At 73.8% G+C, this 13,957-nt stretch carries 6 protein-coding genes; 4 read left to right on the forward strand and 2 right to left on the reverse strand.

The features are described 5' to 3' along the window. Nucleotides 1-26 precede the first annotated feature (26 nt). Nucleotides 27-1,235 (reverse strand): hypothetical protein, encoded by a 1,209-nt coding sequence (locus tag ACGFZF_RS11045; protein WP_393553175.1) that lies wholly within the window; start codon nt 1,233-1,235, stop codon nt 27-29. A gap of 232 nt (nt 1,236-1,467) precedes the next feature. Between ACGFZF_RS11045 and ACGFZF_RS11050 the strand changes: the two genes are divergently transcribed. Both ACGFZF_RS11050 and ACGFZF_RS11055 read left to right on the forward strand, forming a co-directional pair. Next, complete coding sequence (locus ACGFZF_RS11050) at nt 1,468-6,960, forward strand: amino acid adenylation domain-containing protein (protein WP_393553177.1); 5,493 nt, start codon at nt 1,468-1,470, stop codon at nt 6,958-6,960. Continuing rightward, nucleotides 6,957-8,162, forward strand: a complete 1,206-nt coding sequence (locus ACGFZF_RS11055) for a saccharopine dehydrogenase NADP-binding domain-containing protein (protein WP_393553179.1) — start codon at nt 6,957-6,959, stop codon at nt 8,160-8,162. Before ACGFZF_RS11050 ends, ACGFZF_RS11055 begins: the two co-directional genes overlap by 4 nt. A gap of 301 nt (nt 8,163-8,463) precedes the next feature. Here ACGFZF_RS11055 and ACGFZF_RS11060 read toward each other — a convergent pair whose 3' ends face one another. Further along, nucleotides 8,464-10,068 (reverse strand): B12-binding domain-containing radical SAM protein, encoded by a 1,605-nt coding sequence (locus ACGFZF_RS11060; protein WP_393553181.1) that lies wholly within the window; start codon nt 10,066-10,068, stop codon nt 8,464-8,466. Nucleotides 10,069-10,359: 291 nt separating this feature from the next. On the opposite strand from ACGFZF_RS11060, the gene ACGFZF_RS11065 reads away from it, so the two are divergent. Then, nucleotides 10,360-12,198, forward strand: a complete 1,839-nt coding sequence (locus tag ACGFZF_RS11065) for an ABC transporter ATP-binding protein (RefSeq protein WP_393553183.1) — start codon at nt 10,360-10,362, stop codon at nt 12,196-12,198. Then, nucleotides 12,198-13,907 carry an ABC transporter ATP-binding protein gene (locus tag ACGFZF_RS11070; RefSeq protein WP_393553185.1) on the forward strand — a complete coding sequence of 570 codons (1,710 nt, stop codon included), beginning with the start codon at nt 12,198-12,200 and terminating at the stop codon, nt 13,905-13,907. The genes ACGFZF_RS11065 and ACGFZF_RS11070 overlap by 1 nt, the downstream gene beginning before the upstream one ends. The last annotated feature ends 50 nt before the right edge of the window (nt 13,908-13,957 follow it).

Genomic DNA, 13,957 nt, shown 5'->3' on the forward strand with positions numbered 1-13,957 from the left:
GCCGGGGGCGGGGGGCCGGTCCGGGCTCAGCGCGCGTCGGACGCCCGGCGCAGCGCGCTGATGCAGCCGGCCACCGCCTCCTGCAGCGCCTCGAGCCGCCGCACCATGTCCTCCTCGTACACGTCCTCCTCGACGACGTCGTCCAGCGTCAGCTCCTCGAAGACCTTGGTGGCCTTCTGGAGACTGCTGTAGAACCTCGTGCGGCGCTCGCGGACCCGCAGCTCCGGGTCGGCCTCCACGGCCTGGGCGACGAGCCCCTTCACGGCGTCGTACGCCTCGCCCGCCCACTCGCCCGCCTCCTCGTCGTCGTCGAGCTCGTCGATCAGCGACAGGTGCCGTTCCGCCTCCGCGCGCAGTGCGGCGGGCGCCTCCACCGTCTGACCCGCCGGTGTGCGGATCTGCCCCTTCTCGGCGATCTGCCGGACGTAGCCGATGCGGTCGGCCGCCTTCGCCTCGGTCGCCACGGCCTTCTTCAGCCCGTCGGTCCGGGCGATGGCCCGCGCCATCTCGGTCTGCAGCGCCGGATCCTCCTTCATCCGGTCGAGCAGCGCGCCGCGGGCCGCCTCGGCCGTGCCCGGGTCGGCCAGGATCGCCGCGCGCAGCGCCGTCGGGTTCTCGGCGACCTCCAGGGCCTTCGTCGGCCGGATCCCCTCCGCCGCCGCCGCGGCGGTGATCGCCTGCCCGCGCACCGAGGCCGCCCCGGACCGGGAGGAGTAGTACGCCGGCCAGGCGTCCGCCTCGGGCAGGGCGACGTCCTCACCCGGCACCAGCGCCTCGAACTGCGGGACGAGCCCGTCGGCGGCGGCCATGTCCCACGCCTTGTAGAAGCGCATCACCCGGTCCGCCGAGCAGCCGGCCAGCTCGGCGAACGCCTTCGCCGACACCTTCGGGGACTCCTCCGCGGCCTGTCCGCCGGGCCGCACGCTGCGGGCCACCCGGAGAGCGAACGCCCAGCCGCCGGTCCGCGCGTACACACCGAACTCCCGGGCGTCGCGGACCACCGGGCCGGTGGCCGCGGCCGCCTCCGCGGACGGGGCGGTTCCGGCGGATTCGGTGACGCCCGCCGGTTCGGCCGCTCCGGTGGCCTCGGCGGACGGGGCGGGCACCGTAGTGGCGTCGGTGACCTCGGTGGTCGAGGGGAGGCCGGACGGTTCGGTGGTGCCGGCCGGTTCGGCGCTGGGGGCGGGGACGGCGGTACGAGTGCCGGATTCGGACGGGGCGGACGCGACGGACACCGGAGACTCTCCAGAGGGGCGGCGGGGTACGGGAAGGAGCGTGTGCGCCGGTCAGCCTATACGTACCCGTTGCCGCCCTTTGATGCGAATTGACCGTTGCGTGGCCGGGGTGGCGGGTCACCGCGGCCGGTGGCGGCCATCCAGAACTTCGCCAGGGGGGATGCGTGAGGCTGTCAGGCGTCTCATGGCCGCTTTGTGGTGCACGCAGCACGCCGAGAAAGGGCAACGGATCGTGAATGCAGGGGAGTTCGTGGCCGAGCTGAGCGCGGCCGGTGTGACGATGTACGAGGAGGACGGCCGGCTGCGCTACCGCGCCCCCCGAGGGGTGATGACGCCGGAGCGGCTGGAGACCCTGAAGGCCCACCGGGACGACGTGCTCGCCCTCTTACGGGCACAGGAGTACGGCCCGGCCGTCGTCGCCGAGCCGGCGGCGGCGCACGAGCCGTTCCCGCTCACCGACGTCCAGGCGGCCTACCTGCTCGGCCGCAGCGGGGCCTTCGACTACGGCGGCGTGGCCTGCCACGGCTACCTCGAACTGGCGCTCCCGCACTGGGGAGCCGACCGGATCGAGGACGCCTGGAACGAGCTGATCCGCAGGCACCCCATGCTGCGGGCCGTCGTATCGGCCGAAGGCCACCAGCGGGTGCTCCCGGAGGTCCCGCGCTACCACGTCCGCCGCGAGGACCTGCGCGGCACGGACACCGCCGGCCGGACGGCCGCCCTGGAGGCCACCCGCGCCGAGATGTCGCACCAGGTGCGTCCCACCGAGCAGTGGCCGCTGTTCGACCTGCGGGTCACCGAGACCGACCGGGCCCTGCTGCTGCACGTCGCGGTCGACCTGCTGATCTGCGACTACAGCAGCATCCGGCTGCTGCTCGCCGAACTCGACGCGATCTGTACCGGCTCCCGGCGGCCCGAGCCGCCGGGAGCCGACTTCCGCGACTACGTCCTGGCGGCCGGCCGGGCCCGCGAGGGCAGCCGGTACCAGCGCGACCGTGCGTACTGGTGGGACCGGGTGGACGCCCTGCCGCCCGCCCCCGACCTGCCCCTGCGCACCGACTCGCTCGCCGCCCCGCCCCGCTTCACCCGGCACGGCCTGCGCCTGACCCCCGAGCAGTGGCGGACGCTGGGCCGCCGATCCGCGGAGGCGGGCGTCACCGCCTCCGGCGCCCTGCTCCAGGCCTTCGCCGAGACCGTCGGCCGCTGGAGCCGTACCCCGCGCTTCACCCTCAGCCTCACCGTGCAGAACCGGCTCCCCCTGCACCCCGACGCCGACCGCGTCATCGGCGACTTCAGCTCCACCAGCCTGCTCGCCGTCGACCTCGGCGAGGGCGCGACCCTGGTCGACCGCATGCGGACCGTGCAGGGGAGGCTCTGGGAGGACATGGACCACCGGCTCTGCTCGGGCGTCGAGGTCCTGCGGGAACTGGCCCGTCGCCGGGGCCGCACCGAGGCACTGCTGCCCGTCACCTTCACCAGCACCGTCAGCGGGACCGGGACGGGGACCGGGGCCGGGTCCGAGCCCGCACCCTCGCTCATGCCGCACGGCGAGCTCGTCCACGGCATCACCCAGACCCCCCAGGTGTGGATCGACTGCCAGGTCATGGAGGACGGCGGCGGCCTGCTCGCCCACTGGGACGTGCGCGACGGCGTCCTGCCCGACGGCGTCGTGGACGACATGTTCGCCGCCTTCGCGGAGCTGGTCGAGCGGCTCGTCGACGGGAACACCGTCTGGGGCCACCCCGACCCCGTGGAACTGCCCGCCGGACAGACGGCGCGCGTCGCACGGGCCAACGACACCGCCGCCCCGCGCCGGACCGGGCTCCTGCACGACGAGGTCGTCGCCCAGGCCGCCCGCACCCCGGACCGCGTCGCCGTCGTGACCCCCACCCGGACCCTGAGCTACGGCGAACTCCTCGGCCGGGCACGGTCGGTGGCCGTCGCCGTCGCCGACGCCGGCTGCCGGCCCGGGGAGCGCGTCGGCATCGTGATGGACAAGGGGTGGGAGCAGGTCGCCGCCGTGCTCGGCGTGCTCCTCGCCGGCGGGGTCTACCTGCCCGTGGACACCACCCAGCCCCCGCTGCGCCGGAACGCCGTCCTCGCCGACGCCGGGGCCCGCCTGGTCCTCACCCAGTCCGCGCTGCTGCCCTCGCTCGCCCTGCCCGCCGGGCTGCCGGCCGTCGGGGTCGACACCCTGGGGCCCGCCGACCGCGCGTTCAGCCACCGCACCGCCCCCGACGACCTCGCGTACGTCATCTACACCTCCGGCTCCACCGGCACCCCCAAGGGCGTGATGATCAGTCACGCCGCCGCCCGCAACACCGTCGACGACGTCAACGCCCGGTTCGGCGTGACCGCCGACGACCGGGTGCTCGGACTCGCCCAGCTCGGATTCGACCTCTCCGTCTACGACGTCTTCGGCCCGCTGGCGGTCGGCGGCGCCCTGGTCCTGCCCGACCCCGCGCGCCGCGGCGACCCCGCCCACTGGGCCGAGTCGCTGGCCGGGCACGGCGTCACGGTGTGGAACTCCGTCCCCGCGCAGATGCAGATGCTGGAGGAGTACCTCCGCGGCAGGCCCGGGACCGACGTCTCCCGGCTGCGGCTCGCCCTGCTCTCCGGTGACTGGCTCCCCGTCACCCTGCCCGACGCCGTCCGCCGGCGGATCCCCGGACTGCGGGTGGTCAGCCTCGGCGGCGCCACGGAGGCGGCGATCTGGTCGATCTGCCACCCGGTGACGGAGGTCGACCCCGACCTGCGCAGCATCCCGTACGGCAGGCCGCTGGCCAACCAGCGCTTCCACGTGCTGGACACCCGGATGCGCGAGTGCCCGGCGCATGTCACCGGCGAGCTGTACATCGCCGGGGCGGGCCTGGCCCTGGGCTACCTGGGCGACGCCGAGCGCACCGCGGAACGGTTCGTCACCCACCCCGCCACCGGTGAACGTCTCTACCGCACCGGCGACATGGGGCGCCGGCTCGACGACGGCACCATCGAGTTCCTCGGCCGGGTCGACCGGCAGGTCAAGCTCAACGGGCACCGGGTCGAGCTCGCCGAGGTCGAGGCCGCGCTCCAGACCCACCCCGCGGTGGAACTCGCCGCGGCCACGATCCAGGGCGAGGGCGGAGCCCGCCGCCTGGTGGCCTTCGCCGAGCCCGGGCGGGCCGAGGCCCCCGCGCTCCCGGCCGGGCTGCGGGAGACCGCGGCGGCGGGCGGAGCCGAGACCGTCCGCGACGTCTCCGACGCCGAGACGACCGAGATGGTCGAACTCCTCGACCTCTCCGCCCTCCAGTCGATGGCCGCCCTCCTGCGCTCCTGCGGCCTCTTCCCCGAGCCCGCCTCCGAGCACACCCTGGAGGAGGTCGTCGAGGCCACCGGGGCGGCCCCGGAGAACCACTACCTGGTGCAGCGCTGGCTCACCGCCCTGGAACACGAGGGCCGGGTCACCCAGGACCCCGACACCGGCCGCTACCGGGACCTGCGCGCCGACAGCCGGGAACGCCACGAGGAGGTGCTGCGACGGATCGACGCCCTCGAACCGCGCATCGCGTGGGGCGCCGAACTCGTCCGCTACCACCGGGTGTCCGAGCAGCACCTCGCCCCGCTGCTGCGCAACGAGATCGACCTCAAGACGCTGCTCTTCCCCGAGGGCCGCCTCGACACCGCCGAGGCCGCCTACCGGGACAACCTGATCAGCCGCCACAACAACGCGGCCGTCGTGGCCGCGCTCCAGGAGATCGCCCGGCGGCACCCCGGCCCCGAACCGCTCCGGCTCCTGGAGATCGGCGCCGGCGTGGGCGGTACGAGCACCGTGCTCGTACCGGCGCTCGACGGCCTGGGCGTCGACTACCTCTTCACCGACCTGTCCCACTTCTTCCTCACCGCGGCCGAGGAGCGCTTCCGCGCCCACCCCTGGGTCCGCTACGGCCTCTTCGACCTCAACCGCGACCACCGGGCCCAGGGCCACGCGCCGAACTCCTTCGACGTCATCCTGCTGGCCAACGTGCTGCACAACTCCGTGCACGCCGAGAAGGTGCTCGCCCGACTGCGCGAGCTCCTGGCTCCCGGCGGCTGGCTGGTCTTCATCGAGGCCACCCGCGACGCCTACCACGTCATGACCTCGATGGAGTTCAACGCGGGGCTGCACGGCTTCGAGGACGAGCGCCGGGAGACCGGCCAGACCTTCTTCGGCCGCGACCAGTGGCTGCGGATGCTGCGCGAGGCCGGCGCCGAGGTCGCCGTCTGCCTGCCCGACGAGGGCACCGCGCTCGACCGGATCGGCCAGCACGTCTTCGTCTCCCGCTTCAAGGCCGACCGCGCGCAGCTGCGCCCCGAGGCGCTGCTCGGCCACCTCCGCGACCGGCTCCCCGGCTACATGATCCCCGCCGAACTCCAGGTCGTGGACCGGGTTCCGCTCACCGGCAACGGCAAGATCGACCGGGCCCGGCTGGACGCCTGGACCGCCTCGACGGCGCAGGGCCGGGTCGACGAGGGCGGTGACGCGCCGCACGAGGGCATGGAGCAGACCCTGGCCGCCCTGTGGACGGACGTCCTGCCGGTCACCACCGTCGGCCGCGACGCCAACTTCTTCGACCTCGGCGGCGACTCGCTGCTGGTGGCCCGCCTGGTCACCCGGATGCGCGAACGGCTCCCCGAGGCCGCCGACCTCGAATGGGACGACCTGCTGCGCCTGGTGATGAACCGGCCGACCGTGGCCGCGCTCGCGGCCCACCTGGCCGCCCCGCGGGAGAACCTCTCCGGCCCCGCCGGGGCCGCACCCGCCTCCCCGTTCGTCCGGATCAGCGAGGCGCCGGCCGGCGCGCGCGACACCGTGCCGCGGATCCTGGTGCACGACGGCACCGGCACGGTCATCCCGTACCGCGGCGTGATCGGCGAACTGGCCGACCGGATGTCGCTCGCCGCGCTCGTCGTCGACGACATCGACGCCTTCCTCAAGGCGGACCCCCGCACACAGGTGGCCGAACTCGCCGAACGGCACGCGGAGGCCCTGCTCGCCGAAGGACTCCGGCAGGTCCACCTCGTCGGGTACTGCATGGGCGGCCTGCTGGTCCCCGAACTCGCCCGGCGGCTGACCGCCGCCGGAGTGGAGGTGACCGGACTGACCGTCATCAGCAGCTACCGGGTGCCGTACCTGGTGGAGGACGACCTGCTCGCCGAGTACATCTTCGCCCGGCTCATGCGGGCCGACCTGGTCGCCCTCGGCTATCCCGAGGACGAGGCGGCGACGCGCGAACTCGTCGAGGCGGCCACCGCCGAGCACGGCGCCACCGTGCCTCAGGGCAGCCTCGTCGACCGGCCCGCCGACACGTTGTCCGGGCCCGGCCGCGAGGCACTGCGGGCCTTCCAGGCCCTCGCGGAACGCTCCCAGGAGGAGCGGCTCCGGGCCATCGGCGCCGGCATGCCGGTGGAGGACGCCGCGCTGCGCTCCGAGGAACGCCTCACCCGGCTGTTCCGCATCGTCAAGCACAGCCTCGTGTCGGTCGCCTCGCACGAGCCGACCCCCTGCGACTTCCCGGCGACCTTCGTCCGCCAGACCGGGGAGGCGGAGATCTTCCCCGGCATGCACGACGACATGACGGACTACTGGCAGCGGGTCTGCGGCGAGGGGCTGCGCATCGTGGACGTGCCCGGCGACCACTTCAGCTGCGTGCAGCCGCCGCACGCCCGGTCGGTGGCGCGGGCGCTGCTGCCCGGGGACGACCGGTGACCGGCGGGCCGCCCGTGATCGGCGTCCTCGGCGGATACGGCGCGGTCGGCGTGGCCGCCGCCCGCGTCCTCACCGCCGGGGGCGGGCTCCGGCTCCGGATCGGCGGCCGGGACGCCGAGGCGGCGGCACGGTGTGCCGCCGCCCTCGGCGGGGCCGCCGAAGGCGCGGCGGCCGACGCCCTGGACGACGACTCCCTCGGCCGGTTCGTCCACGGCTGCGACGTCGTCCTCAACTGCGCCGGGCCCGCCTACCTGCTGGGGGACCGCCCCCGGCGGGCGGCGGCCGCCGCCGGCGCCCACTACGTGGACGTGATGGACGGATCGGGTCCCGGCCGGACACCGGCGGACGAGGGCACGGTGGTGCTCTCGGCCGGCGTCGCGCCGGGGCTGTCGGGACTGCTGCCCCGCCTCCTCACGGAGGGAACCGGGGGAGGACCGGAGTGGCCGGAGCCGGGCGCCGCCCGGTTCACCGGCTACTACGTCTCGCTCGGCGCCTTCACCCGCACCGGCGCGACGGACTACCTGCTGAGCATGGACCGCGGTTACGGAACGCCCCGGGCGCAGTGGCGCGACGGGCGCGTGGTGCCGGGCGCCCTGCGGGCCGCCGAGGAGTGCGTGGTGGCGGGCGTACCGCACCCGGTCACCGCCCACCCCTACCTCACCCGGGAGTTGACGGCCCAGGCACGGGCGCTCGGTCTGGCGGAGGCCCGCTGGTACAACGCCTTCGACGGCCGGCACCTGCTCGACGCGCTGAACCGCTCACGGGCGGCCGGCGACGACCGGGCGGGCGACGACCGGGCCGGCGGCCTGGCGGCGCAGGCGGACGCCGTGGTGCGGGCCAGCACCCTGGACGCACTCGGCAGGACCCCGTACCACGTGCTGTGGGGGGTCCTGGAGTCCCTGGAACCCTCCCGCCGCGCGTCGGCCGGGAGCCCGGCGCGGCGCCGCACGGTGCTGATCAGGGGCGAGGACGGCTCGGCGATGACGGGCGTCGTCGGCGCGGTCGCCGCGCGCGAGGTGGCCCTCGGCCGGGTGCGCCCCGGGGTCCACCGGGCCGCGTCCGTACTCCCGCCCCGGCTGGTCACGGACGCGCTGCGGCGCCATCTGCCCGGCACGGTCGTCACCGTCTCCGACGAGGCCCCGGAACGGGAGGCCGTCGCGGTGTCCACGGCGGGGGACGACATGGAGGACGGCGTGCTCTAGGGCCTGTCTTCAAAGTAGCGCCGGTCGGGCTCGCGGTGTCCGGTGCCGTGCATCGCAAGGCGGAGGAGCGTCCGCGTACTGGACGTACTCGGACGCTTCGACAACGCAGCGTGGGGGCCCCTCCCGTGCCCGAAGGGCCACGGGGGAGCGCGGTACCGGGCGCCGCGAGCTGGGGGCACCTCCCGGGCGAAGCCCAGGGGGAGGGACTTTGAAGACAGGCCCTAGGGGGCGTCCCGCTCACGACGGTGGCTCGGACGGATCCTCCGTCCGAGCCACCGCTGTTCGCGCGATCCGGTGGGCATCAGGCCGGATCGCACACCAGGGGCCGCCCGGGCGGGGCGAGTTCGACTCCGAAGCCCTTCAGCCGGTGGAGGCTGTCCCGGACGACGGCGGCGCCCTCGTCGAGGTCGGCGTGGTCGACCGGGGCCATGGCCATCCGTTCCAGGCACTTCTCCACCGCGATGTTGGTGGTGTGGTCGTGCCGGGGCATCAGCCAGTGCTGGTAGTCGTGCTGCCAGAGACTCAGCACCGCCTTGTCGTTGGTCAGCCGGACCTTGTCCAGGGTCTCCTTCTGGAGCCGGGCGGCCTGGGCGCTGTCCATGCCGATGTGGGACCAGGGCGAGGCGGGATCCGTCGGGTCGTCCGCGACGATCTGCAACTCCTCCCGGTCCTGCCACAGCGGCATGGTCTCGTCGGTGATGGAGAACTTGGAGAGCGCGAAGTGCCCGGAGTACTCGTGCAGCAGGTAGTCCTGCGTGTCCTGGAACATCTCCGGGTCCTCGCCCGGGTATCCGACGATGAACAGGCCGTAGTAGGAGAGCCCGCCCTCGCTGAGGAGTTCGACCGCGCGACGGTTCTGCTTGACCGAGACACGCTTGCTCATCCGCTTCAGCGTGGCGTCGTTCATCGACTCGAACCCGATGTGCAGCTGGAAGCAGTGCGCGGCCTCCAGGCCGGCGACCAGCTCGGCCGAGTTGATGGTGTTGGCCCGGCTGAACCCCTCCCACCTCGGCACTCCCGAGCCGGGCAGGATCTCCAGGAGCCGGCGCAGCCGGGTCGGCGGAATGGTGAACGTCGAGTCCATGGCCGAAATGGAGTCCGCGGCGTTCCGCTCGGCGTAGGCGATCCAGTCGTCGCGGATCTTCTCGGCCGACTTGTACCGCCATTTCGGGGAGGCGGCCGGGAAGGAACAGAATTTGCAGTCGAACGGGCAGCCCCGCATGGACTCGTACGGAATGATCGGCTGATTCCCGATGACCAGCGGCGACGGGAAATCCTCGATGTCGACGTATTCGGTCGGATTGATGCGGATGTTGTCCTCGTCGCGCCACACCAGATTGGGCACGGCGCTCAGCTCGCCGCGCCCGGACAGCGCGTCCAGCGTGCGGGGCAGCGCGATCTCGCCGTCGCCGCGGACCACGGCGACGATCTCCGGGTGGTCGCGCAGCGCCGACATGAACTTCAGGTTGGTGAACTGTCCGCCCGTCACGATCCCCGTGCCGGGCAGGTTCTCCCGGACCCAGGCCACGGCGGCGCCCAGGATCGGGCCGTTCCAGATGTACGTGGTCGACAGCAGGACGTAGTCCACGTCGCCGACCGGGGCCTTGGCGCGCCCTTCCCAGACGTCCTCCAGGTCCACGCGCTCGAAGCTGTGGCCGCTGTTCTCCAGGATGGACAGCAGCGTGACGGTGGTCAGATGGGGCGCCGTGTCCGCGCGGGGCCTGAGCAGGGCGTACTCCGTGCCCGCCTGGGTGAACGCGAGGCGGCCGAGAGCGAGGTCCGGGGCGCCGGCGCGGCGAAGCATCTCCCGGGCGCGCTCGGGGGTCTCGGCGGCGAAGAGCGAGCCCTCCAGATAGGGCGAATTGATGTTGGCGGGCCCGAGCCCGCTCAGAAGTAGAAAGCGCACGCGTACCCGCTCCCGTAGGGATTGTCGTGACCGCCCCTGGCAGGGGTTGCGGCCGATCCTTTCAACCCTCTCCTGGGCATCGTCTGGGTGGAATCTCGATGTGCGAAAGCCCTGGTGGAGACCGTGATCGAGGTGGTGCGGAGAGCTCGCGGAAGGCCGGTGAGGCGGTTGCGACGCAGGTTCTTATACGTGTAAAGTTATCTCTCGGTATTCACGGATCTTGCCGTCCGCCCGTGGTCGCGCGACCGCGCCCGCGGGCCGGACGGTCGCGCCTGAGAGGTGGGGAACCCCATGGCCACGGCAGAGGGTCTGCACAGCCGTGCCGAAAGCCGGGAGGCGGTCGGCGACGGCGGTCCCGAGAGCGATCCGGTCGGTGCGGCGACGACACCCAGGCAGGTGCTCCTGCGGCTGCTCCGCCCCTACCGCGCCGGCATCGTCGCCGTCTTCGTCCTCCAGATCGTCGGTTCGCTCGCCGGCCTCGCGCCGCTCCTCGCGGTCGTGGAACTCGGCCGGGTGCTGCTCGCGCCGGGCCCGGCCGACGAGGGGGCCGCCTGGACCGCCGTGTGGATCGGCGTCGCCGGCCTGCTCGTCCGGGTCGTGCTCACCGCCGCCTCCGGCGGCATCGCGCACCTGGTCGACGGACGGATCCAGCTCACGCTGCGCAGGCTGCTCGCCCAGCGGCTGGGAAAGGTACCGCTCGGCTGGTACTCCCGTCGCAGCTCGGGCGAGATCAACGGCGTGGTGCAGGGCGACGTCGACCAGCTGCACCACCTCATCGCCCACGCGCCGGTGGAGGCCACGTCCGCCGTCGTGGTCCCGCTCGCCTCGCTCGCCTACCTGGCCTGGGTGGACTGGCGCCTGACGCTCGTCGCGCTGGTCCCGGTGGTCCTCGGCCTGCTGCTGCACCGCGCGCTGATGACCGAGGAACGGCAGAGCGAGGGACGGAAGATGGGCGAGGCGATGGGACGCATCGGCTCCGCCTCGGTGGAGTTCGTCGAGGGCATCTCCGTCGTCAAGACCTTCGGCGGCGGCGGCCGGGCGCACCGGCGCTACCGCCAGGCCGCCGACGACTTCGCCGACTTCTTCCTGCGCTACGTGGCGGGCGCCGCCGGACTCGCCTCGCTGGCCGCCCTGGTGCTGTCGCCGCCCTTCGTCCTGCTGCTGGTCTGCGCCGGCGGCACCGCCCTCATCGCGGCGGACGCCATGCCGCCCGCGGACCTGCTGCCCTTCCCGCTGCTCGCGGTGGCGCTCACCGCGCCCATCGCCGCCCTGGGACACGGCCTCGACAACGTCCGCGCCGCCGAGGCCTCCGCCGAGCGGATCCGGGCGATGCTCGACGTACCGCCGCTGCCGGAGCCGGCCCACCCGGCCGAACCGCGCGGTCACCGCGTCGAGTTCCGCGGGGTCGGCTTCTCCTACGACGAGGGCCGTCCCGTCCTGGACGGGGTCGACCTGACGCTCGAACCCGGCACCACCACCGCACTCGTCGGACCGTCCGGCGCCGGCAAGTCCACCCTCGCCCAGCTCGTCCCGCGCTTCGCCGACCCGACGAGCGGCGCCGTGCTGATCGGCGGCGTCGACGCACGCGAGATCGCCACCGACCGGCTGTACCGCAGCGTCTCCTTCGTCCTCCAGGACGTCCGGCTGCTGCGGGCCAGTGTCGCCGACAACATCGCCCTGGCCGTACCGGACGCCGACCGCGCGGACGTCGAGCGGGCCGCCCGCGCCGCGGGTATCCACGAGCGCGTCCAGGCCATGCCCCGCGGCTACGACTCCGTGATCGGCGAGGACGTCGGCCTCTCCGGCGGCGAGGCGCAGCGCCTGTCGATCGCCCGGGCCCTGCTCGTCGACGCGCCGGTCCTCGTCCTGGACGAGGCCATGTCCTTCGCCGACGCCAAGACGGAGGCGGAGATCCGCGCCGCGCTGGAGACCCTGGCGCGGGGCCGTACCCGACTCGTCATCGCCCACCGGCTGGAGACCGTGGTCCGCGCCGACCGGATCGTCGTCCTGGAGGGCGGACGCGTCGTGGAGAGCGGCGACCACCACGAACTGATGCGGATGAACGGCAGGTTCGCCGCCATGTGGCGGGCCCAGCACGCCCGCGCCGGCCAGGAGAGGGAGATCCACTGATGATCAGGCTGCTGCTGCGAGTCCTGGGCGAGCGGCACTCGGGACCCCTGCGCCGCACCGTCGCGCTGATGTCGGTGTGCGCGGCCCTCGAAGGGCTGTCGTACGCGCTGCTCATCCCCCTGCTGGACGCCCTCCTCGACGGCGACGCCGGCGCCGCCTGGCCCTGGCTCACCGCCTTCGCCGTGGCCGTGCTCGTCACCTCGGTCCTCGGCTACCTCAGCGACAAGTCCGGCTTCCGCACCGGCGGCGAGCTCTCCCGCGGACTGCACCACCGGCTCGGCGACCACCTGGCCGCGCTGCCGCTCGGCTGGTTCACCCCCGGCCGCGTCGGCGACGTCTCCGGCCTCACCAGCCGCAGCGTCATGGGCGTCATGTCGGTACCGGCGCACCGGCTGCGCCCGCTGATCAACGCCACCCTGATCCCGCTGACCACGGTCGTGGTGCTCTTCTTCTTCGACTGGCGGATCGCGCTGGCCGGACTCGTCGCCGCGCCCCTCGTCGCCGGCGTGCAGCGCTGGACCTCGCGGGCCACCGCACAGCAGGACGCGGACCGGGCCCGGAGCAGCGACGACGCGGCCGGCCGGGTCGTCGAGTACGTCCGCGCCCAGCCCGTGCTGCGCGCCGGCGGCCGGACGGGCGAGCGCTTCGCCCTCCTCGACGACGCGCTGAACGAGCAGTGGCGCACCAGCCGGCGCGCCGCCCTCAGCGGCGTACCGGGCATGCTCGGCCTCAGCTTCTCCGTCCAGGCCGTCTTCACCGCCGTCCTCGCCCTCGGCGTGTACCTCGCGCTGGACGGCGACCCGGGCGCCGCCGAGCTCCTGGCGATCATGGTCCTGGCGGCCCGCTGCGTGGACCCGCTGCTGTCCCTCGCCGACCTCGGCGGGATCATGCGGGCCTCCCGCGGCGAACTGGAGCGCATCGACGCGGTCCTCACCGAACCGCCGCTGCCGCACACCGAGACCCCGCAACTGCCCGCCCACCACGGCGTCACGCTCGACTCCGTGTCCTTCCGGCGCGGCGACCGCACGGTGCTCGACGGACTCTCCCTGGACGTGGGGGAGGGGCAGCGGGTCGCCGTCGTCGGATCCTCCGGCGCCGGCAAGAGCACCCTGCTCCAGGTCGTGGCCCGCTTCCACGACGTCGACCGGGGCTCCGTGCGCCTCGGCGGTGTCGACGTGCGCGACATCGACACCGAACAGCTGATGGCCGGCCTCTCCGTGGTCTTCCAGGACGTGTACCTCTTCGAGGGCACCATCGAGGACAACGTCCGCATCGGCCGGCCCGACGCGACGGCGGAGGAAGTACGCGGAGCCGCCGCCGCGGCCTGCCTGGACGAGGTGGTGGAGCGACTGCCCGACGGCTGGGACACCCAGGTCGGCGAGGGCGGCACCTCGCTGTCCGGGGGCGAGCGCCAGCGGGTCTCCATCGCCCGCGCCCTGCTCAAGGACGCTCCCGTCCTGCTCCTCGACGAGGCCACCTCGGCCCTCGACCCGGAGAGCGAGGCCGCCGTCCAGGAGGGACTCGACCGGCTCATGGTGGGCCGGACGACCCTCATGGTCGCCCACCGGCTGCGTACGGTCGAACAGGCCGACCTGATCGTCTTCCTGGAGGACGGCCGGATCGTCGAACAGGGCACCCACGAGGAACTCCTGCGGCACCAGGGCCGCTACGCCGAGTTCCGGCGAATCGCCGCGCTCGCCGCGGCCTGAAGGCAGCATGGCAGATCGTTCGCCCGTCACACACCATCCGACACAGGGGT

This window comes from Streptomyces sp. NPDC048338, from assembly GCF_043201055.1.
In the GTDB taxonomy this organism is placed as follows: Bacteria; Actinomycetota; Actinomycetes; order Streptomycetales; family Streptomycetaceae; genus Streptomyces.

Coding starts and splice junctions, on each gene's coding strand:
- ACGFZF_RS11065 (WP_393553183.1), top strand. CDS start 10,360: ATGGCCACGGCAGAGGGTCTGCACAGCCGTGCCGAAAGCCGGGAGGCG.
- ACGFZF_RS11070 (WP_393553185.1), top strand. CDS start 12,198: ATGATCAGGCTGCTGCTGCGAGTCCTGGGCGAGCGGCACTCGGGACCC.